Origin of the sequence: Bifidobacterium dentium JCM 1195 = DSM 20436, from assembly GCF_001042595.1 — a bacterium.
In the GTDB taxonomy this organism is placed as follows: Bacteria; Actinomycetota; Actinomycetes; order Actinomycetales; family Bifidobacteriaceae; genus Bifidobacterium; species Bifidobacterium dentium.
In genome coordinates this window covers 2,199,232-2,217,766 of record NZ_AP012326.1, presented here as the reverse complement: position 1 = coordinate 2,217,766, position 18,535 = coordinate 2,199,232, and the positions used below count along the sequence as shown (strand labels likewise).

Genomic DNA, 18,535 nt, shown 5'->3' with positions numbered 1-18,535 from the left:
CATATGGCTGACAATCAGACCACAGCGGCTCCCGAGACGGCTGCAGAGCCGACCGCTGGACGCGTTACGCGCATCCAGGGCTCGGTCATCGACGTCGAATTCCCGGTGGGCCACCTGCCCGACATTTACAACGCACTTACCGTTGAGCTGACCAACACCGGCGCTCACGAAGAGGGCGAGACCACGCACAAGATCACCCTCGAGGTCGAACAGCACCTCGGCGACTCCACCGTGCGTACCGTGGCGCTCAAGCCGACCGATGGCCTGGTGCGCGGCGCCACCGTACACGACACCGGCGGTCCGATCTCCGTGCCGGTCGGTGACGTCACCAAGGGCCACGTGTTCGACGTGTCCGGCAACATCCTCAACAAGAAGCCCGGCGAGACCATCACCGTGTCCGAGCGCTGGCCGATTCACCGCAACCCGCCGGCATTCGACCAGCTGGAGTCCAAGACCCAGATGTTCGAGACCGGCATCAAGGTCATCGACCTGCTGACCCCGTACGTGCAGGGCGGCAAGATCGGTCTGTTCGGTGGCGCAGGCGTGGGCAAGACCGTGCTGATTCAGGAAATGATCCAGCGAGTCGCCCAGAACCACGGCGGCGTGTCCGTGTTCGCCGGCGTCGGCGAGCGTACCCGTGAGGGCAACGATCTGATCGGCGAAATGGACGAGGCCGGCGTACTCGAGAAGACCGCACTGGTCTTCGGACAGATGGATGAGCAGCCGGGCACCCGTCTGCGTGTGCCGCTGACCGCACTGACCATGGCGGAGTACTTCCGTGACGTGCAGAACCAGGACGTGCTGCTGTTCATCGACAACATCTTCCGCTTCACCCAGGCTGGTTCCGAGGTGTCCACCCTGCTCGGCCGTATGCCGTCCGCAGTGGGCTACCAGCCGAACCTGGCCGATGAGATGGGCTCGCTGCAGGAGCGAATCACGTCGACCCGCGGCCACTCCATCACCTCGCTGCAGGCCATCTACGTGCCGGCCGATGATTACACCGACCCGGCCCCTGCAACGACCTTCGCCCATCTGGATGCAACCACCGAGCTGTCCCGTGACATCGCCTCCAAGGGCATCTATCCGGCAGTGGACCCGCTGAGCTCCACCTCGCGAATCCTCGATCCGCGTTACGTGGGCCAGGCCCACTACGACTGCGCGAACCGCGTCAAGGCGATTCTGCAGCGTAACAAGGAGCTGCAGGACATCATCGCCCTGATCGGCATCGACGAGCTCGGCGAAGAAGACAAGACCACCGTGAACCGCGCCCGTAAGATCGAGCAGTTCCTTGGCCAGAACTTCTACGTCGCCGAAAAGTTCACCGGTCGTCCGGGCTCCTACGTGCCGGCTGACGAGACCATCGAAGCCTTCACCCGCATCTGCGACGGTGTGTATGACGACGTTCCGGAGCAGGCGTTCTCCGGCATCGGCGGCATCGAGGATCTCGAGAAGAAGTGGCACGACATGCAGAAGGAATTCGGTGCGTGATGGCCGGATCGATCATGCAGGTGAACATCGTCGCCGCCGACCACCCCGTGTGGCACGGTACGGCGAAGTCCGTTACCATTCCGGCCTCTGAGGGCGGAATGGGCATCCTGCCCGACCACGAGCCTGTGCTGACCGTGATCAAGGAAGGAACCATCGTAGTGGTGGATCCGGAAGGCGAACGTCACTCCTTCGAAGTGACCGACGGCTTCATCTCCTTCGACTCGAACAAGCTCACCGTTGCGGTCGAGCGTGGACGTGACGTCAAGCGCGCCGAGTAATCCCTTTCAGGCAGCGTGATTGCAAGCGGCCTTCCTCCTCAATCGAGGCGGGAGGCCGCTTTGCGTATGCGGGGTTCCGCTCGCCCACATCCGGTCATGGTAGGGTAGTGCCTCGTGCGAATTATTGTTGCTGACTGCTCCGCCGAATATTCCGGACGACTGAACGCCTTCCTGCCGCTCGCCAAACGCGTGCTGCTGATCAAGGCGGACAACAGCCTGCTGATCTTCTCCGAACTCGGCTCCTACAAGCCACTGAACTGGATGGCCGCGCCCTGCACCATCAAGGACATCACGCCCGACAATGCCGACGATGACGTCGACACCGCCGTGCCACAGAAAGTCATCCGAGCCTCGGCCGACAAGTCGAACGACGTGCTCGAGGTGACGTTGCAGCACATCTATTCCGACGAATCCTACGATCTGGGCGAGGACCCGGGACTTACCAAGGATGGCGTCGAGGATCATCTGCAACGCTATCTGGCCGAACAGATCGAACGTATCGGCAAGGGGGCGAAGCTCGTGCGTCGTGAATATCCGACCGCCATCGGCCCGGTCGACATCATGGCCACCGACGCCGAAGGCACGCATGTGGCCATCGAGATCAAACGCAACGGCGGTATCGACGGCGTCGAGCAGCTCACCAGATATTGCGAACTGCTCAACCGCGATCCGCTGCTTGCTCCGGTCCGTGGCATCTTCGCCGCGCAGACCATCACCCCGCAGGCCCGCGTACTCGCCGAGGACCGTGGCTTCCGCTGCCTGATCCTCGATTACGAGGAGATGAAGGGCGTGGAGGACGACTTCCTGCGTCTGTTCTGACAAAGATTCCGGGAAGTTTCCCCAATCCCAAGCCGGCGTTCTCAAACCACCGACGGTGAGCGCCCCGTAAGCGTCGGTAGATTGGGGCAATTGGCCCAGTTTGAGTGTCGGGCGACTTCCAGGACTTTCTCAATCGTGTTCTATGGGTGTCAACAGATTGTGCGCCGATACGGAACCTCTGCATGGATGCTCCAATGGTCGTCCGCACTCTCGACGTTCCATTGCCCCTGCATCGACTCGATGGTCCGACGGTATCGTTCCAGGCCGGACCGCAGACCGGCATCGGCACTCGGTTTCGGAACGTCGGAAAGCTCGATCACGAAAGCGGCGTCGGCCCAACTGATCAGCATGATATAGCCAGCATATGCCCGGGCATGTTTGGCGATGTTGCCGAACAGTTCGCGGACGAGACCGATAACAAGTGTTGCCGTCGCGTCGCCCAGCTGCGTCGGTTCCGTACCGAAACGAATTACCTCGCCTGTGTAGCCGTTTGCCGCCAGATTGCTCCGGCAGGTGGCGATGAGCTCGTTAAGTTCGCCGAGCCTGTCGATTCCGGTGGCCCCGGAGACCTGCATTGGCGTGGCGTTGCCGTGCCGCGGGGAGACGAACTGGTTCTGATGGCGGTCATCCGTCTTTGTGCCGTTGTACCGCTTGACGGTTGTCTTGTCGCTTTCAAGCGTGCGAATGGCCTTTCGGGTATGCGTCAGTGCATCAAGGGCAAGGTTTTTGACGCTGGACCATGCTTCCCGCTGCTCGCTGTCGCATATTGCGAGCTGGTGATCGGCCATCATAGCGATGTCGCTCAGATCGTTTGTTGTATAGTCGTGCAAACGTTGCGCGATTCCGGCGTTGGCAAGCAGTGTTTGCTCCCGTTGCAATTGGCGTTGCCGTTCCCCGTTCCTGCGGATCAGCGCACTGATGCTTAAAGTCAGAGCGACAAGACAGGGGAACGAGAGCAGACTGTCGTCAATGACGGGGAACGCAACCGTATAAGGCGAGAAGAACACGGCCGCAAGCAATGCGATACCGGACAGAACCCCTTCCACAAGACTTGTATAGCCGATACTTCCGGTGGCAAGCAGTGCCAGAATCAGCATGGGCGCAAACGCCGTACCTCCGATTAGGAAATCGCCTACGGCCACGGCGATGATCACGTAGCTACCTTGTTGTGGTTTGTATGCGAACCATATGGCGGCGACTGTGGTGACGAGGCCGCAGCATAGGTATCGTGCCCATTCTGAGTCGTCGATCGCCCAATCAACGCCTATATTGACGGTCGCCGCAATGGCGAGCACGCATGTGCATGCGGCAAGTGCTGTGCGTGGCATGGCATGCGGGAGCCGTCGGAGCATAGAGGTGTGTGCCGTCATCGTCCTCTTCCTTGAGAGTGAACTGTGCGTTATCGCTGGTACCGCAATCATTGCAATAGGTTCAGATGATATGTAGCTGTTGGCTCCGTGCGATGACGTCATACCAGTCGGAAATATGGAATTTTGTCTTGATATTACGCCGGTGTGAGAAAACGGTGTCGGCGGAAATGCCAAGGTGGGTTGCGATTTGTTTGGCGTTCAGGCCCGAGGCACTGAGCGTAAGGATGCGTTGCTCGGCATCAGTGAGTTTTGGCAAAGGCGCTTGTGCGCTGGATGATTCGTATTCGGACTCCAGTGACTCTGGGGGAGCGACCAATGCGTCGATGATCGCTTTGGGAAGATTGTCGGCAAGCGTCGTCTTGTCCAATATCGTCGTGATGCCGGCCTTCAATGCTTCTGTCTGGTAGAGTTCCGGCTCATACGAGGTCATTCCGATGATCGCCGTGGTCGGTGAGATGTGGTGGATCGATTGCGCGACCTGTGGGCCGGTGATGCCGTTCAGAGCCATGTCGAGCAGTAGAATATCCGTATGTTGCATGCCATGCTGGCATTCCTGCAGTGCACGTGCCGGAAAGGTAGTGGTCCATGGGGCCAGCGTCATGCCGTTTCGGTTGTTGAGCTGCTTGAGCATCAGCATGATGTAATTCAATGCGCAGGCATCATTGTCAAGCACGCCGATGCGTATGCTGCGAATGTTCGTATTCCCCCTGAATGCCATGGTTGCAGTGTATCGCGTCGCTCGAGGTTGCCGCTCGGACGTTTCATGGAACAGTGGTTTTCCCTGCAGTTATCTGCAGACAGCCTATGCTTTCCATTACGGTCTTCCTACATTGGAACCTGCAAGGCATCCGCTTTGTGAATCATTGCGGAAGAAAGGTTTCAGTGATGAAATCATTACGTATGAGCAGAATGATGAGATGCTGTGTGGCTATTCTCGCTGCTGTTGCCTCTATGTGTTGTTTTGCGGCTCCCGCCTGGCTAACAATCATGGCGATACCGCATGGAGTGCGTACATGAAGGGTTGGCAGACATATGATACGCCTAATAGGCAAAAGCAGGATGCCTCTTCAGCGTATATCAAAGCGAACAGTGTTACGGGTAACCACCTCATCCGCGCATGGGCATTATCTTTTAGCAATGGTGATGTTGGCTCCGACACGGTGCAGTTTACGACTGGGCAAGGGCGATTCATCAGCCAGTATGCATACGGGTGGAATGGCTACAAGCCTCGTCAGATTCATCTTCGTCTGCAGAATGCTGGCTCCTATGCTGGAACAACTTTTGCTCAAGGCGGGTGGAGTCCTGATTCAGTTTGATGTTGCAAAAAGGTGTTCTGACTGAATCTATAAGGTTCAGCCGGAGCACCTTCATCTGTGTAGGAGATTTGCGATGGTGAATATTGGATTGATGCGTGCTCAGATTAAAAGCGGATTACGTAACGTACGTTGCCTGGTCGTTGTTGCGTTATCGCTTTTTATCGTCGGCTTTCAATGGTGGTCGATAAGGCATTTGGGATACAGAATACATGATCATGAGTCTACATTTTTGGATGAGGTGCTGCTGTTTTCGCCTGATGGCAGTGGTACGGCGTTATATCTTTTTCTTTTTCCGTTTTTAGCTGCATTGGTTGGCGGCAGCGTATTAGCTACGGAAAAGCAGAGTCATCGGCTGGAATTACTGGAAGCTCGCTTAAATTATGGTGTTGTGGAGCGCACATCTTTATGCTCGGGTTTTCTGCTGGGGGCGTTTGGCGGTGTGCTTCCCTTTCTTACCAGTATTATATTTTGCGCGATTCGGAATCCGCATTTGTCGTTCATTGATGGCGTGATGAATTCTGATGCGAAAGCCGCCAGCTCCCAATATATTCTTGTTTGGTCGGAAGGATGGGTCTATCCGATCTACAGATACAATCAAGTACTGTGCATTGCAACTGTCGGTTTGTTGGTTGCTGTTCTTTCGGGATTATTCACTTGCCTTGCCATAGCGTCATCACCTTTTATGACACATAAGTATGTTGAGGTATTGGTTCCTACCGCTTTCCTGTTGTTATGGTGGGCTTTTCCGGTACTGGTTCCTCATCCTGGCCATGCGGAGGACATCAATCCGATTCTCTATTTGCAGGTCAATGGATTTACCGCGTCAGGTTCGACGCTGACCAACCTTATAGGAGTCGCTGTGACACTGACAGGTCTTCCCCTAATCGTTGTTATGCTGTGCTGGTTGCAAAGGAAATTTCATGAGTAGCGAATTGTTTGTGCCTCTCGGCCGCGTTTCTAGACGCGTGAAGAATCTTATGAGGTTCGGCTTGGCTTGTGGTGTGGCGTATATTGTCTTAATCGCGTGCAAACCATTTCCTTTGAATACTATGTACTACGGATTCATGGTAGAGGTTGCGGAGCGAACGATGCTGCCGGCGTGCCTCGTACTATTCTGCATGGGGGCTGCGCGGTTCGATTCCTTTGAACGTGTCCGTCGCAATCCGGTTGACGAATTCCGTCTGAATACTCGGTGGCTGGTATTCTCGACATTCGTCACGGCACTTCCTGTGTCGGTGTTGTTTGTGGTGGCAGGTGTGCTGAGAGAAAGTGTAAGCACTCCACAGGAGTGGACGTTATGTGCCATCATGTTGTTGCAGTTACTCATGATGAACGCATCGGTCACGTTGTTCGTTTGGTTACTGATGAATCTGGGCATAGCATGGGGACAAATATTGCCGCCAGCCATTGCCATTCCCATCATTGCCGATTTCTGTCTGAAACTGATGCCTGGCGACCTGACCAGATATGTTTTCTATTTCTGGTATCCGATTGGTGATTCCCTGACGTTGGTGTTCATCCAGCAAGTAGTGCCGTTCATCGGTTATTGCCTGCTCATGGGCATCGCCAATATCGCGGTGTTCAACTGTCGTGATCGTTTGAGGATGTCATGATGGTATGGAAACGAGTCCTCCAAACATTGCGTGGTGGCACTGGCACAAGGTTGGCGCTGGTGTCCATCTATGCTGTGTTGACGTACCGCTTTTATACGAGCGGACAGGACCGCGGAATCTTCATCGGCATGTTTCGTATGCCCGACGCTGCTTCGGGCTCCAGTCTCATGAGCAACTTGTATGCCATCTGTTTCATGGTGTTCGGTGTGGTGCTGCCGCTGGAGCAACCGTCGAAGTATCTGAGCATTCCCGAGACAATGGTGTATGTGCGCCGTCGTCGCGGATGGTCGAGGTTCGTGAGCTATTGCATGGTTCTGTCTGCGTACTGTCTGGCATATGCCGGGCTGCAATTGGCAGTGGCCTTGGCCATAGTGAAAGAACACAGTGCATCGCTTACGGCTGGTGCGGTGTGTGCGGGATGGACGGTGATGGCGTTGCTGTTGACCGTCAATCTTGGCTATCTCGGCGGGAACCGTGCATTCGGATATCTTGCAGCGATGGTGTCGTACCTTGTGCCGTTGTCGTATGTGCCGTTGATGCGCTGGCTGGTCGGTGTTTCGGTGTCGTTCGGCCAACCGCGTTGGATTGCTGTGTTGTTGGTTATGACCATTGCATTGGTCGTGGCGAATTATGCACTGTTCAAGCGTTTGGAAATTATCTAACCACCTCGAACATAACAAGGAGGAACTATGTACGTCACCATCGAGAATGTATCGAAAACCATCAAAGGCAAGCAGGTGCTGTGCGAAGTCAACGCGGGTTTCGAGCGTGGTCGGATTTATGGGGTGGTCGGTCCGAACGGGTCGGGCAAGACCATGCTGCTGCGCGCAATCTGTGGATTCATCCATGTGGATACGGGCACGGTGAGCATGAACGGCAAGTCGGTCGAATTCAACCGGAAACTGCCTGATTCCGTGGGAGTAATCATCGAGAACCCAGGTTTCGTGCTGTCGGAGACGGGTATGCAGAACCTGAAATACTTGGCCGGCATCAACAAGGATTTCGATTCTGATGAGACGGAACGGCTATTGAAAGAATTTGGGTTGTGGGAGCACGCCGACGAAAAAATGAAATCATATTCGCTGGGCATGCGTCAGAAGCTGGCCATTGTGCAGGCGCTGATGGAGCATCAGAATCTGATTCTGTTGGACGAACCGACCAATGGTTTGGACGAACAGTCGGTGGGCGTGTTCCTGGAGGAGATGCGGCGTCAGCGTGAACAGGGGAAGACCGTAATCATCGCCTCGCATCACCGTGATGAGTTGAACCTCATCGCTGATCAGTTCCATTCGATGGCGAGTGGTCGACTACATGCCGCTTGACCGATTGATGCACAGCTGAAGCCGTTAGGGTATTCCGTGCCACCTACTGGCCAATTATAGGAAGAACGGTCAATATGTTTTTGAAAATAATGGATACAAGCCGTGCCATATTCATCTCAGGCTGCAGAATACGGCTAAGTACAGTGATGCGACTCAGGCCTGGGGCGTGTGGAGCCCGGATTCTGTCTGAAATCGATTGTTGGAGGTGCATGATGTTTGTGCCTCCAACCGTCGAATCGTTGGAGAAGGTTGTGTGAGAATGGTCAATGGTTCCTTGCTTTGCGGGCAGATCAGACGCGGGTTATTGAGCATCCGTTTCCTGTTGGTGTTGGCGCTGGCGGTATTCATGGCCGTGTTCCAGTGGTGGACGATGCGGCATGCGGGATACAGGCTGCCATATCATCAGCCGACGTTTTTGGACGAGACGTTGTTGTTCTCGACATATGGCAGCGGGACCACGCTATATCAGTTTCTGTTCCCATTCCTGGCTGCGTTGGCCGGAGGAAGCACGCTGGCCGTGGAACGTCGCAGCGGCAGATTGACGTTCCTGCAAGCCCGTTCAAGCTATGGCGTCGTGGAACGCACCTCCTTGTGCTCGGGTTTTCTGCTGGGAGCTTTGGGAGGCGTGCTTCCCTACGTCATCGATGTTCTGCTTGCCGCTGCGGGAAATCCCCGTCTGTCGTTTATCGATGGCGTGGAGAGTTCGGATGCCGATATTGCGAGCTTCCAGTTCATTCTGATTTCAGCGAATGGATGGATTTACCCGATATATCGGTTCAACCAGGTGCTGTGTATTGTCGTCGTCGGATTGCTGATGGCAGCGCTGTCGGGATTGTTCGCTTGCTTGGCTGTTGCGATTTCGCCATTCGTAAGGCATCGGAACGTGGAAGTGCTGGTGCCGGTTGCCTTCCTGTTGTTGTGGTGGATGCTTCCGGGCATAATCCAGTTTTCCTCCATATGCTCTTTCTCAAGCCATGTGGAAGAGTTGAATCCCATTCTCTATCTCCAACTTGATGGTCTCGAAACGCCCGGGGCGAACGTCGCGAACCTTATCGGCATCGCCATGACCCTGGTTGGTCTTCCGACGATAGTCGCCGTATTGTGCTGGTTGCAAAGGAAGCGCCATGATTAACGACTTGTTTATGCCGATCAGACGCGTTTTCGCGTGTGCGCGGGGTGGACGTTGTTGGTGCTGGTTCTGACCAATCAATCTTGGTTATCTCGGTGGGAATCGCGCCTATGGCTATCTTGCGGTGTTGATGATGGTCCTTGCGCCGTTGTCTTGCGCGCCGGTGATGCGTTGGCTTGTGAAATCCTCACTGCTTGTGCCGAATTGGGGTGTGGTGCTGGGCATTCTGACCATTGTGCTGGTCGCGGCCAATTACGTGCTGTTCAATCGGCTGGAAATCATTTGAATCATTCATCTCGTAAGGAGAGCAATCATGTATGTCGATCTTGATCACGTGTCGAAAACCATCAAGGGCAAGGCCGTGCTGCGTGATGTGAGCGTAGATAACGAGTGGGGGCCTTCCCGGCAAAATGAACTGCGCCCCGATTGTTGGACGTTGTTAAATAGGATACAGGTCTAGGCTGCGAGGGACACGCTTCGGAATTCCTCCGGGGTGTGTCCCTCGAGTCGTATCTGGCGTCGTCTGGTGTTCCAGTGGATGACGTACGCGTCAAGTTCTCGTTTGAATTGCTCGTACGAGTCGAATTCGCGCCCCCGGTAGAACTCGTCCTTGAGGTGTCCGAAGACCTGTTCGGTGGCGGCGTTGTCCAGGCAGTTGCCCTTGCGGCTCATGGACTGGCGGATGCCCAGCCGTTCGAGCTCCCCGCGCCACCACGGGTGCTGGTACTGCCATCCCATGTCCGAGTGCAGGATCGGGTTCGCGCCCCCGGGCAGCCTGGCTTCGAGCATGGCGAGCAGACGCCGCTGCTGCCCCATGCCGGGGTGCCGGCTCACGTCCCAGGCGACGATTTCCTTGCTGGCCATGTCGTACACGGGCGCGAGGTAGGCCTTGCCGCCCGCGACCTTGAATTCGGTGACGTCGGTGCCGAGTTTTTCGAACGGCTTGCCGGCGGTGAAGTCGCGTTTGAGCAGGTTCGGCACCCCTCCGCCAGCGTCGCCCCTGTACGAGCTGTAGCCTCTCCATGGATTCCTGGCGCGGATCGGGCATCTGAGTCCCATGCGGCGCATGACCCTCAGGACGCTCTTGGCCGACACCTTCTGTCCGAACTCGTGGACCAGGCACATATGGATCTGCCGGTGGCCGCACCCGTTGGCCGTCCTTTCCCAGATCTCTGCGACCATGGGATCGAGGTCGGGGCGCGTCTCATGCGCCGGATGCGACAGATGGTGGAAATACGTGGATCTCGCCAACCCGCTGATCTTCAGCAGGTGGTCGAGCCGGTGCCCCTGCCCTGCGAGCAGTCGGACGACGGCGCTTCGCTCGCGCTTCGTGACTTCTGCGCCCGCAGGGCCCGGAGTTTTTCCAGGTACGCGACCTTCGCCTTCAGGTAGGCGACCTCCTCGGTCAGCTCCTGCTCCCGCGTGGGTTTCGGCCTTGGCTTGGATTTCGCGCCTTTAGGCCTGCCCTTGGGCTTCGGCCTCAACGCCTCCGCGCCACCGGCACGGTATTCGCGGCACCAACGCTGCAGCGGGGCGATGCTCGCTATCCCGTACCTGGCCATGACCTCGGCCACGCTCAAGCCGTTCTCGACGTGGTCCCGCGCCGCCGCGACCTTCGTCTCCCAGTCATAACGCCTGTTGCCGGTGGTTCCCATGACCGCCTCCCCGCCGTTGGATCTGTACAGCATGATCCATTTTTCCGCAGTCTGCACGGGCATCGCAAACCGACGGGCGAGGGAGCGTTTGCCCACGCCGGCCTCAATGAGCCTCAGCGCCTCGCGCCGGAACCCGTCGTCATAGTGCTTCCTCCGATCCTCACGCATACGAAAGAACCACACCTCCAATCATCGAATCCGAATTTCTTCAGTCCAATAATCGGGGTGCGGTTCAGAAACGGGAAGGCCCCCACTATCGGATGATGCACCTGAACGGCGGATCAGTACGCGGCGAGGATGTCGACCACGAACACCAGCGTGGAGTTGGCCGGAATGGAGCTTTGCTTCTTGTTCCCATAGCCGAGATCCGGCGGCACGACCAGCAGCACCTGCGAGCCTACGGTATGGCCTGCCAGACCTTGCTTCCATCCCTTGATTACGCTGTCCAGCGAGAAGGAGCTGGATTCGCCACGGTCCCAGGAGGAATCGAACTGGGTGCCGTCAAGCAGCCAGCCGGTGTAATTCGCCACAACGGTCTGCGTGTCCTTGACCTCCGCGCCGTTGCCCTTGATCAGGTCCTGCGACACCAGCGAATCGGAGCCCTTGTAGCCGTTCATGTCGATCGACGGCTTGCCGTCCTTGTCGAGCGTCACCTTCGGCAGGTCGGACGGCACATCCATGACCTTGGTGCCTTCGGCCTTTGTCAGATCCTTCGATTTGGACACGAAGGTGAGCACCATCAGATACGAGGTGCCTGAGGAATTCGAATCATTGACGCCGATGGCGATGGTGGAGTTGAGCTTCTGGCCCTTGATCAGATTGTAGTAGGCCGCGGTCATCTGGCTGGTGTCGGAGGAGACCACGGTGGAGCAATCCGGAGTGTTCTTCTCCCACGTGCTCATAAGTTCCGAGCCGTCCTTTACATTGATGGCGATGCCCTGCGAGCATACGCGGTCGCCGTCTTCGATGACGGCGCCGTCACCCTTCTGCAGGATGGCATAGCTGTTGTTCTCGACGGTCATCGGGGTTTTGAAGGCGACGGTCGGCTTCTTGCCGAGCTCGCCGGTGGCGGTCACGCCCGCGATCTGATGCATTTTGGTCGATGATGAGCTGGAGGAAGACGCGGATGACGAGGCCGATGAGGAGGACGAGGCCTTCGAATCGGAGCCATTGCCGCAGGCTGAGACGCCCAGGCACATGATCATGGTGCAGGCTGCCGCTGCGGCTTTCAGGAAAGTAGTTCTGCGCATGGGTTCAACCATACCGGCAAACCTTGATTTTCCTCGGTTCAGGGGGCTTTATATGGGGAGACTGTAGAATGGTTGGTGCTATGACTTTACCGCAAGAAGAACAAGAACAGCCACAGGTTAAGGCAGGCCCCACGCGCCATGCCAAGATCATGCGTGGCATCGTTACGCCCATTCTTGGTTTGCTCGCCGTCGCGTGCATCGTTCTCGGCGTATTGAACGCCACCATGTGGAAGCCGAGCGCGCGGATCACCGCCAGTTCGTCGGTGAACGGTTCACGCTATGTCGTGACCGATCCCGGTGTGCTTTCCCTGATTGACAAGCGCGTGAACATCACGGCAAAGGCCTCGGATGCATCCGCGAACGTATGCATCGTCATCGGGTCGGCCCGCGATGTCGCCGGCTGGATTGCAGGCACGCCATACACGCGTATCACCGGACTGTCCGACTGGTCCGCGCTATCCACGCAAAAGGCCGCGGCCCAGGGAACCGCGGACCAATCCGACAACCAGGTGGCGGTGCAGGACTCCGATATGTGGACGAAGACCTCATGCGGAAACGGAACCGCCAATCTGCAGATCAAGGGCACCTCGACCGATGACGGCACCAATGCCGTTGCACTGATTGATTTCGGTGATGCGAAGAACGCCACCGTTTCATTGGATTGGACCAGACAGACGCTTCCTGATTTCGCCATGCCGTTGTATTTTGCGGGCGGTCTGTTCGTGATCCTAGCGATACTTGCCGCCTCGGTCTTCGCCATGCCTCCGCACAAGCGCCGTCATCGGGCGGCCGCGGCCGTTGCCGGCGTCGGCTCCGAACAGGGCGACAGCGAAGCGGTGTCGACATGGGTGAAGAACGCCGAAACCAGCGCCTCCCGTAATGAAAAGGCCTCGACGGCCAAGCGCAAGCGCCGTCGCCATGCGTCGCATCGTTCCGGCGCACGCGCTCAGGAACCAGACGATCAGCAGCCGACCATCATCGATCCGGCGGCGCGCAATCTGGTCGCCGATCAGCAGGCGAACGCCGTGCCGTCCGATGGCGGCGCAACCACGGATACCGCCGGCAACAGTGACGGCGAGGCTACCTCCGTAATTTCGGCGGATGAGCTGCAGGCGTATTTCGCGCGACTCGCGCAGGAGCAGGTACAGTCGAATACCGACGACGGTGCCGACGGCAACGATCAAACGGAAGAGGCCAAGTGATGAGTAAGCGTTTCAGCAAAATCGCGGCGGCCGTACTCGCCGTCGGACTGATGATCGGCATGGGCGGCTGCGAAGGCCAGTTACCGAAAGCGTCGTCGTCCACGTCGTCGTCCTCCGCGGCACCGAATCTGACTGCGGAACAGGAAAAGAAGATCCGTACGCGGATCCTCAAAACACTCGACCAGTACAATCAGGATCGCAATACCGATGAACTTGGTACGATCCTGTCAGGCCCGGAACTGACCATTCGCACCAGCGAGCTTGAAGTGGCGCGTGCCACCGACAATCTGGACCGCAAGACCACCATTCCGACCGATTTGGCGCAGACCGTCATCTCCACCGAGAGCGGCTGGCCGCGTACGGTGTTCTCCATCACCACCACCACCGAGGACCAGCAGTCCAAGCGTCTTCTGGTGCTCAAGCAGGATTCCGCGCATCAGAACTACAAGCTGTGGGGTGTGGCGCGTCTGTTCTCCGGTGTGAAGATGCCGAAGTTCGAGATCGCGAGCCTCGGCAGCCAGCAGGGCACCGACAAGGATTCCGGTCTGCTGATGACGCCGAAGGAAGCGGTCAAAGAATACGCCGACGTGTTGCAGCACGGCGCGAACAGCAAGTATGCCTCGCAGTTCGCCGACGATGATTTGCGCACGAAGCTATCGGAACTGACCGATCAGGTGCAGAAGGCCATGGAACTCAACAAGGGCACCCAGGAACAGACCTTCACCCCGGTGGATGACGCAATATGCGTGATGCGCTCCTCCGACGGCGGTGATCTGGTGGTGGCTCAGATCAATTCCGAATGGACGCGTTCCGCCGGCGAAGGCCGCGAATCGCAGCCGGCCTCCGACGCCGAAAAGGCGTTGTTCGGCGACGGCAAGGCCACCAGCATCATGAAGACCACGTATGTGAACGTCGTGGCGCTGTATATTCCGAAGGCGAACACAGGCAAGCAGGTTACCGCCGTGGGCTCGGAACGCCAGCCCATCAAGGTCGAAGCACTCTGAACGATGCCATGACGGGCCGGAACTGAAAGCGGCCCTACCTCCGAACTGAAATCGTTGCTGGTACCTATAGTGGGTGCCAGCAACGATTTTTGTGTCTTGGGAGGCATCATGGCAGAACAAAGGCCGTTCAATCCGGGAGTTTCATTGGCTGGAGCCGTTGATTTGGAGGCGCTTAAGCATCAGGTGAAGGCCGAGCCCGGGCAGGCCGGCGGTGCTCCGGCTGCGGGCGGCTACGTGATCGACACCACGGAGGGCACGTTCCAGGCCATGGTGCAGACTTCGACCACGTTCCCGATTCTGCTATTGCTGTGGGTGCCGACCGACGACCGTCTGTTCGACATGGCCCGCAAACTGGGCGATGCCGTGAACCAGCTCAACGGCCAGATCCAGTTGTCCCGTATCGACATCGCATCCAATCCTTCGATTGCGCAGGCCTTCCAAGTGCAGGGAGCGCCGGCGCTTTTCGCACTGATCGGCGGTCGTCCGATGCCGATTCTGCAGGGCCTGCCGTCCGATGAGGAGCTGCAGCAGATCACCGAAGTCGTGGTGCCGAAGCTGATCGCTGCGGCCCAGCAGGCCGGTGTGACCGGTTCCGCGCCGTATTCGGGCGATCCGGATTCCGATGCGGCCAATTCCGCATCCGCCGCTTCCGCCCAGGACCAGATACCGCCGGAACATCAGGAGGCCTACATGTTGGCCCAGCAAGGCGATTATGCAGGTGCCGCGGCCGCATACGGAAAGGTGCTGGAATCCGATCCGAACGACTCCCGCGCGGCTCGCGAACGTGCGAAGGCGCTGCTGCTGGCCCGTTCCGGCTCCGCCAACGTGCGTGAGGTGCGTGCTGCGGCCGCCGAGCATCCGAATGATGTGGATGCGCAGCTTGCCGTGGCCGACATCGACATGATCGGCGGCCAGATTCAGGACGCCTTCGATCGTCTGCTGGATTTCGTGGCCGCCGGGCACAAGGCCGATATCGAGCCGGTACGCCAGCGTCTGCTTGAATATTTCACCATTCCGGAACCATCCGATGAGCGTCTGAAGCGTGCGCGGCGCCGTCTGGCCACGCTCATGTACTGATCGTACTGATCGCGACCGGCGCTCAATGGCGGTCGGACCGCTATTCCATGCGGTTCTTGCCGAACAGTTCAAGGAACCGGGGCCCCTGCGCCTCCAGTTCCCGCTCGAACTCCGACTGCCACAGCGAGTATGGCTTCGCGGCCAGTCCCTCGTTGCTGAAGCGGGGCTGATCGGTGATTTCGGTGGTGCAGAATTTCGGAATCACCAGGTTCGTGACCGGTCCGATGCGTTGCGCTTCGGCGATGATCAGGGGAGCGTTGGCCCCGCCGAATACGTCGATGTTCCAGCCATCCTCGTCGATCCAATCGCTGAACCGGTTCTTGATGGTCACCTCGCCGCCACGACGGATCAGTTCGCCGGCGATGCGGGCGTCGATGTCGCGGCTGGCTTCATAACGCGTGCCGCCGACGGAAGGGCCCTTCACGCTGATTGAGCCGGAACGAAAGTCGTCGCGATACCGTTCCAGAATCTGCAACGGTTGAACGTCGGGCGACATGTCAAGACGCACGGAACGCGTCTTCAGCCGTACGCGCAGCGCGTAGCCGCCTTCGTGCACGTAATAGCTTTGCACGATCAGAGTGGGATTGTCCCCATCATCCAATTCGGTGGGCATCGCGCGGCAGAAGAAACGGCGCGTGTACTCGAAATCGTTCATATGCTCTCCCATAGCCCCAGTGTAATGTCGACATTCTTGGAAAACGGCGAGAACGTAATGTTTTTCGGCCGAATCACAGGTTTTTTCAACGGAATTTGCTCACGATTGCGCATATTGCGGAAAAGAGCGTGTAAAGTAGGGTGACGCACGGGTTTGTAGCTCAGTGGATAGAGCGTCTGTCTCCGGAACAGAAGGTCGTGGGTTCGATCCCCATCAAGCCCACTCGCGTTCGCCGCGCAACGGTGTGCGTTCAAAGGAGAGAAAATATGAGCGAGAAGATGGAAGCGGTGGCGACTTCCGAAGCGCCTGCCGCCCTGGGAGCATACAGCCAGGCAGTCAAGGCCAATGGATTCGTATTCGTCTCCGGTCAGCTGGGCATCGATCCGACCACTGGCGAACTGGCGGGTGACACCGCGGGCGAGCAGGCAGCACAGGCCCTGAAGAACATCAAGCACATTCTCGACACTGCCGGAACCGGCATCGAACATGTGTGCCGCGCCACCATCTACCTGAAGGACGTCGAGGACTTCAAAGAGGTCGACGCCGTTTATGCGCAGGCGTTCATCGGCTCCGTGAAGCCGGCACGAGTCGCCTTCGGCAACAATATGATTCCGAAGGGCGCTCTTGTTGAGATCGACGCCATCGCGGTTCTCTGATCCATCAGACGGTATGCCGAATCCCGCCGCATGGGAATGCCTCGCGCATATTGCCCGAGGCATCGTGTAAGGCGGGATTCCTCACCAATCGGGTGCCGTACAACGGCGTATGGCGCTCTTACTCTTCCATTCGTTCGTGCCGATTCGTCCCGGCCGACTTCAGACATGCCGTGTAATGTCATGATGGACGCGCCCGGCCATGGCGCACATGCGGAGGCAGGCAAGGAGTTGGAACGAATGACCATGCAGTCCGGAAGCGGCGATGAAACCGCGGTCGAACGCGAGCAGGGCGGGCTCGAACGCAAGATGGAGACCCGCCATCTGACCATGATCTCGCTGGGCGGCGTAATCGGCACGGGCCTGTTCCTGAGCTCCGGCTACACGATTCATCAGGCGGGGCCGCTTGGCGCGATCATCGCATACGGCATCGGCTCCGTGCTCGTATATTTCATCATGCTCAGCCTCGGCGAACTGTCGGTGGCCATGCCGTATGCCGGCAGCTTCCACCTGTATGCGAAGCGGTTCATCGGCCCCGGCACCGCCTTCACCATCGCCGTACTGTACTGGCTCAATTGGGCGGTGGCGCTCGCTTCGGAATTCACCGCCGCCGGCCTGTTGATGCAACGGTGGTTTCCGCGTTCTCCCGCTTGGGCATGGTCGGCCATGTTCATCGCGGTCGTCTTGTTGCTCAACGTACTGTCGGTACGGTTGTATGGTGAATCGGAATTCTGGTTCGCGTCGATCAAGGTCTTCGCGATCATTGCGTTCATCGTGATCGGTTTGCTGGCGATATTCGGCGTGATTCCGATTGCCGGCTATACGCATGCGCCGTTGTTCGGGAACTATTCCGCCGACGGATGGCTGCCGAACGGTGTGCTGCCGATTTTCTCGACGCTGCTGACGGTTGTGTTCGCGTTTTCGGGAACCGAAGTCGTCGGTGTTGCGGCCGGAGAGACGAAAGATCCGTCGAAGGCGATTCCGAAGGCCGTGCATACGACGGTGTTGCGTCTGGCGATTTTCTTCATCGGCTCGATTGCGGTGATGGCCGCGTTGATTCCGTGGCACAAGTCGGGTGTCGACACCAGTCCGTTCGTGCTGGTGTTCCAGTCGATAGGCATGCCGTTTGCCGGTGACGTAATGAATTTCGTGGTGTTGACGGCCGTGCTGTCCGCTGCGAATTCCGGTCTGTATGTGTGTTCGCGCATGGTGTGGTCTCTGGCCAGGGAGGGCATGATTCCACGTGTGCTGGGCAGAACGAACTTCCATGGCGTGCCGGTGTTCGCGGTGATGTTCAGCATGGCGGGAAGCCTGCTGGCGCTGCTTTCCTCCGTAGTGGCCGCCTCCACCGTGTATCTGGCGTTGGTAGCCGTGTCGGGTCTGGCTACGCTGGTGGTGTGGGCGTCGGTATCCGTGTGCCATATTCGCTTCCGCCGTCAATGGCTGGCGGAAGGGCATGCGGTTGACGAACTCAGGTACCGGGCGCCCGGCTATCCGTTCGTGCCGATCGCCGCGATCGTGATGTGCGTCGGGGCTCTGGCATTGGTCGTACTCGACCCCTCCCAGCGTTCCACGCTACTGTACATGATTCCGTTTGTGGCCCTCTGCTATGCCGGCTACTACCTCAAGACCAGATTCGATTCCTCCGATTCCGACTAGGAGAGGAAGAGGCGTGCGGGCTCGGGCCGGGGTTCTGTCGGCGCG

Annotated in this window: 22 protein-coding genes and 1 tRNA gene; 17 read left to right on the top strand and 6 right to left on the bottom strand. The window is 58.0% G+C overall.

Going from position 1 to position 18,535, the window contains the following annotated elements; genetic code table 11:
• The first annotated feature begins 3 nt into the window (after positions 1-3).
• From atpD to nucS, 3 genes are all read left to right on the top strand, one after another.
• Positions 4-1,488 carry a F0F1 ATP synthase subunit beta gene (atpD, locus tag BBDE_RS09345; protein ID WP_003838706.1) on the top strand — a complete coding sequence of 495 codons (1,485 nt, stop codon included), beginning with the start codon at positions 4-6 and terminating at the stop codon, positions 1,486-1,488.
• Positions 1,488-1,766, top strand: coding sequence for a F0F1 ATP synthase subunit epsilon (locus tag BBDE_RS09340; RefSeq protein WP_003838708.1), 279 nt, complete (start codon positions 1,488-1,490; stop codon positions 1,764-1,766). Before atpD ends, BBDE_RS09340 begins: the two co-directional genes overlap by 1 nt.
• Positions 1,767-1,880: 114 nt before the next feature.
• Positions 1,881-2,585 carry an endonuclease NucS gene (gene nucS, locus BBDE_RS09335; RefSeq protein WP_003838710.1) on the top strand — a complete coding sequence of 235 codons (705 nt, stop codon included), beginning with the start codon at positions 1,881-1,883 and terminating at the stop codon, positions 2,583-2,585.
• 149 nt (positions 2,586-2,734) lie between these two features.
• Here the strand turns inward: nucS and BBDE_RS09330 are convergent, their stop codons facing one another.
• Positions 2,735-3,955, bottom strand: a complete 1,221-nt coding sequence (locus BBDE_RS09330) for a sensor histidine kinase (RefSeq protein WP_012902504.1) — start codon at positions 3,953-3,955, stop codon at positions 2,735-2,737.
• Between the two features lie 61 nt (positions 3,956-4,016).
• Positions 4,017-4,673, bottom strand: a complete 657-nt coding sequence (locus BBDE_RS09325) for a DNA-binding response regulator (RefSeq protein ID WP_003838713.1) — start codon at positions 4,671-4,673, stop codon at positions 4,017-4,019.
• Between the two features lie 295 nt (positions 4,674-4,968).
• Between BBDE_RS09325 and BBDE_RS11215 the strand changes: the two genes are divergently transcribed.
• From BBDE_RS11215 to BBDE_RS11450, 8 genes are all read left to right on the top strand, one after another.
• Positions 4,969-5,271 carry a hypothetical protein gene (locus BBDE_RS11215; RefSeq protein WP_126622072.1) on the top strand — a complete coding sequence of 101 codons (303 nt, stop codon included), beginning with the start codon at positions 4,969-4,971 and terminating at the stop codon, positions 5,269-5,271.
• A gap of 73 nt (positions 5,272-5,344) precedes the next feature.
• Positions 5,345-6,199, top strand: a complete 855-nt coding sequence (locus BBDE_RS09320; RefSeq protein ID WP_003838719.1) for a hypothetical protein — start codon at positions 5,345-5,347, stop codon at positions 6,197-6,199.
• Positions 6,192-6,884, top strand: coding sequence for a hypothetical protein (locus BBDE_RS09315; protein WP_003838721.1), 693 nt, complete (start codon positions 6,192-6,194; stop codon positions 6,882-6,884). Before BBDE_RS09320 ends, BBDE_RS09315 begins: the two co-directional genes overlap by 8 nt.
• Positions 6,881-7,546, top strand: coding sequence for a hypothetical protein (locus tag BBDE_RS09310; RefSeq protein WP_003838723.1), 666 nt, complete (start codon positions 6,881-6,883; stop codon positions 7,544-7,546). The genes BBDE_RS09315 and BBDE_RS09310 overlap by 4 nt, the downstream gene beginning before the upstream one ends.
• Before the next feature lie 27 nt (positions 7,547-7,573).
• Complete coding sequence (locus BBDE_RS09305; protein ID WP_003838725.1) at positions 7,574-8,206, top strand: ABC transporter ATP-binding protein; 633 nt, start codon at positions 7,574-7,576, stop codon at positions 8,204-8,206.
• Between the two features lie 205 nt (positions 8,207-8,411).
• Positions 8,412-9,338 (top strand): ABC transporter permease, encoded by a 927-nt coding sequence (locus tag BBDE_RS09300; RefSeq protein ID WP_228369772.1) that lies wholly within the window; start codon positions 8,412-8,414, stop codon positions 9,336-9,338.
• A 127-nt stretch (positions 9,339-9,465) separates the two neighbouring features.
• Positions 9,466-9,621: a hypothetical protein gene (locus BBDE_RS11455; RefSeq protein WP_003838729.1), complete on the top strand. Its 156-nt coding sequence runs from the start codon at positions 9,466-9,468 to the stop codon at positions 9,619-9,621.
• A 27-nt stretch (positions 9,622-9,648) separates the two neighbouring features.
• Positions 9,649-9,795, top strand: a complete 147-nt coding sequence (locus BBDE_RS11450) for a hypothetical protein (RefSeq protein ID WP_003838731.1) — start codon at positions 9,649-9,651, stop codon at positions 9,793-9,795.
• On the opposite strand, the gene BBDE_RS09295 is transcribed toward BBDE_RS11450, so the two are convergent.
• The 3 genes from BBDE_RS09295 to BBDE_RS09285 all read right to left on the bottom strand — a co-directional run bounded on the left by BBDE_RS09295 (position 9,792) and on the right by BBDE_RS09285 (position 12,240).
• Positions 9,792-10,637, bottom strand: a complete 846-nt coding sequence (locus BBDE_RS09295; RefSeq protein ID WP_080513433.1) for an IS3 family transposase — start codon at positions 10,635-10,637, stop codon at positions 9,792-9,794. The two genes, BBDE_RS11450 and BBDE_RS09295, sit on opposite strands and share 4 nt — an antisense overlap.
• Positions 10,598-11,158: an IS3 family transposase gene (locus BBDE_RS09290; protein WP_003837948.1), complete on the bottom strand. Its 561-nt coding sequence runs from the start codon at positions 11,156-11,158 to the stop codon at positions 10,598-10,600. The genes BBDE_RS09295 and BBDE_RS09290 overlap by 40 nt, the downstream gene beginning before the upstream one ends.
• A 113-nt stretch (positions 11,159-11,271) precedes the next feature.
• Positions 11,272-12,240 (bottom strand): FKBP-type peptidyl-prolyl cis-trans isomerase, encoded by a 969-nt coding sequence (locus BBDE_RS09285; RefSeq protein ID WP_171843667.1) that lies wholly within the window; start codon positions 12,238-12,240, stop codon positions 11,272-11,274.
• A gap of 68 nt (positions 12,241-12,308) precedes the next feature.
• On the opposite strand from BBDE_RS09285, the gene BBDE_RS09275 reads away from it, so the two are divergent.
• The 3 genes from BBDE_RS09275 to BBDE_RS09265 all read left to right on the top strand — a co-directional run bounded on the left by BBDE_RS09275 (position 12,309) and on the right by BBDE_RS09265 (position 15,523).
• Positions 12,309-13,442, top strand: a complete 1,134-nt coding sequence (locus tag BBDE_RS09275) for a hypothetical protein (protein WP_003838737.1) — start codon at positions 12,309-12,311, stop codon at positions 13,440-13,442.
• Entirely contained in the window at positions 13,442-14,446 is a 1,005-nt protein-coding gene (locus BBDE_RS09270; RefSeq protein ID WP_012902500.1) for a hypothetical protein, read from the top strand. The genes BBDE_RS09275 and BBDE_RS09270 overlap by 1 nt, the downstream gene beginning before the upstream one ends.
• Positions 14,447-14,554: 108 nt before the next feature.
• The gene (locus BBDE_RS09265) at positions 14,555-15,523 is read left to right on the top strand and encodes a tetratricopeptide repeat protein (protein ID WP_003838741.1); all 969 of its coding nucleotides are present in this window, start codon (positions 14,555-14,557) and stop codon (positions 15,521-15,523) included.
• A gap of 40 nt (positions 15,524-15,563) precedes the next feature.
• On the opposite strand, the gene BBDE_RS09260 is transcribed toward BBDE_RS09265, so the two are convergent.
• Positions 15,564-16,190, bottom strand: coding sequence for a CYTH domain-containing protein (locus tag BBDE_RS09260; protein WP_003838743.1), 627 nt, complete (start codon positions 16,188-16,190; stop codon positions 15,564-15,566).
• 137 nt (positions 16,191-16,327) lie between these two features.
• Here BBDE_RS09260 and BBDE_RS09255 point away from each other — a divergent pair.
• The 3 genes from BBDE_RS09255 (at position 16,328) to BBDE_RS09245 (ending at position 18,490) form a co-directional block, all read left to right on the top strand.
• Positions 16,328-16,400: transfer RNA gene (locus BBDE_RS09255), tRNA-Arg, on the top strand.
• A 44-nt stretch (positions 16,401-16,444) separates the two neighbouring features.
• Complete coding sequence (locus BBDE_RS09250) at positions 16,445-16,834, top strand: Rid family detoxifying hydrolase (protein ID WP_003838747.1); 390 nt, start codon at positions 16,445-16,447, stop codon at positions 16,832-16,834.
• A 237-nt stretch (positions 16,835-17,071) separates the two neighbouring features.
• Entirely contained in the window at positions 17,072-18,490 is a 1,419-nt protein-coding gene (locus tag BBDE_RS09245; protein ID WP_012902499.1) for an amino acid permease, read from the top strand.
• Positions 18,491-18,535: the final 45 nt, after the last annotated feature.

Excerpts from the sequence above, each read along its gene's own strand:
- atpD (WP_003838706.1), top strand. The coding sequence starts at position 4 with ATGGCTGACAATCAGACCACAGCGGCTCCCGAGACGGCTGCAGAGCCG.
- BBDE_RS09340 (WP_003838708.1), top strand. The coding sequence starts at position 1,488 with ATGGCCGGATCGATCATGCAGGTGAACATCGTCGCCGCCGACCACCCC.
- BBDE_RS09330 (WP_012902504.1), bottom strand. The coding sequence starts at position 3,955 with ATGACGGCACACACCTCTATGCTCCGACGGCTCCCGCATGCCATGCCA.
- BBDE_RS09325 (WP_003838713.1), bottom strand. The coding sequence starts at position 4,673 with ATGGCATTCAGGGGGAATACGAACATTCGCAGCATACGCATCGGCGTG.
- BBDE_RS11215 (WP_126622072.1), top strand. The coding sequence starts at position 4,969 with ATGAAGGGTTGGCAGACATATGATACGCCTAATAGGCAAAAGCAGGAT.
- BBDE_RS09320 (WP_003838719.1), top strand. The coding sequence starts at position 5,345 with ATGGTGAATATTGGATTGATGCGTGCTCAGATTAAAAGCGGATTACGT.
- BBDE_RS09315 (WP_003838721.1), top strand. The coding sequence starts at position 6,192 with ATGAGTAGCGAATTGTTTGTGCCTCTCGGCCGCGTTTCTAGACGCGTG.
- BBDE_RS09310 (WP_003838723.1), top strand. The coding sequence starts at position 6,881 with ATGATGGTATGGAAACGAGTCCTCCAAACATTGCGTGGTGGCACTGGC.
- BBDE_RS09305 (WP_003838725.1), top strand. The coding sequence starts at position 7,574 with ATGTACGTCACCATCGAGAATGTATCGAAAACCATCAAAGGCAAGCAG.
- BBDE_RS11455 (WP_003838729.1), top strand. The coding sequence starts at position 9,466 with ATGATGGTCCTTGCGCCGTTGTCTTGCGCGCCGGTGATGCGTTGGCTT.
- BBDE_RS11450 (WP_003838731.1), top strand. The coding sequence starts at position 9,649 with ATGTATGTCGATCTTGATCACGTGTCGAAAACCATCAAGGGCAAGGCC.
- BBDE_RS09290 (WP_003837948.1), bottom strand. The coding sequence starts at position 11,158 with ATGCGTGAGGATCGGAGGAAGCACTATGACGACGGGTTCCGGCGCGAG.
- BBDE_RS09285 (WP_171843667.1), bottom strand. The coding sequence starts at position 12,240 with ATGCGCAGAACTACTTTCCTGAAAGCCGCAGCGGCAGCCTGCACCATG.
- BBDE_RS09275 (WP_003838737.1), top strand. The coding sequence starts at position 12,309 with ATGGTTGGTGCTATGACTTTACCGCAAGAAGAACAAGAACAGCCACAG.
- BBDE_RS09270 (WP_012902500.1), top strand. The coding sequence starts at position 13,442 with ATGAGTAAGCGTTTCAGCAAAATCGCGGCGGCCGTACTCGCCGTCGGA.
- BBDE_RS09265 (WP_003838741.1), top strand. The coding sequence starts at position 14,555 with ATGGCAGAACAAAGGCCGTTCAATCCGGGAGTTTCATTGGCTGGAGCC.
- BBDE_RS09260 (WP_003838743.1), bottom strand. The coding sequence starts at position 16,190 with ATGGGAGAGCATATGAACGATTTCGAGTACACGCGCCGTTTCTTCTGC.
- BBDE_RS09250 (WP_003838747.1), top strand. The coding sequence starts at position 16,445 with ATGAGCGAGAAGATGGAAGCGGTGGCGACTTCCGAAGCGCCTGCCGCC.
- BBDE_RS09245 (WP_012902499.1), top strand. The coding sequence starts at position 17,072 with ATGACCATGCAGTCCGGAAGCGGCGATGAAACCGCGGTCGAACGCGAG.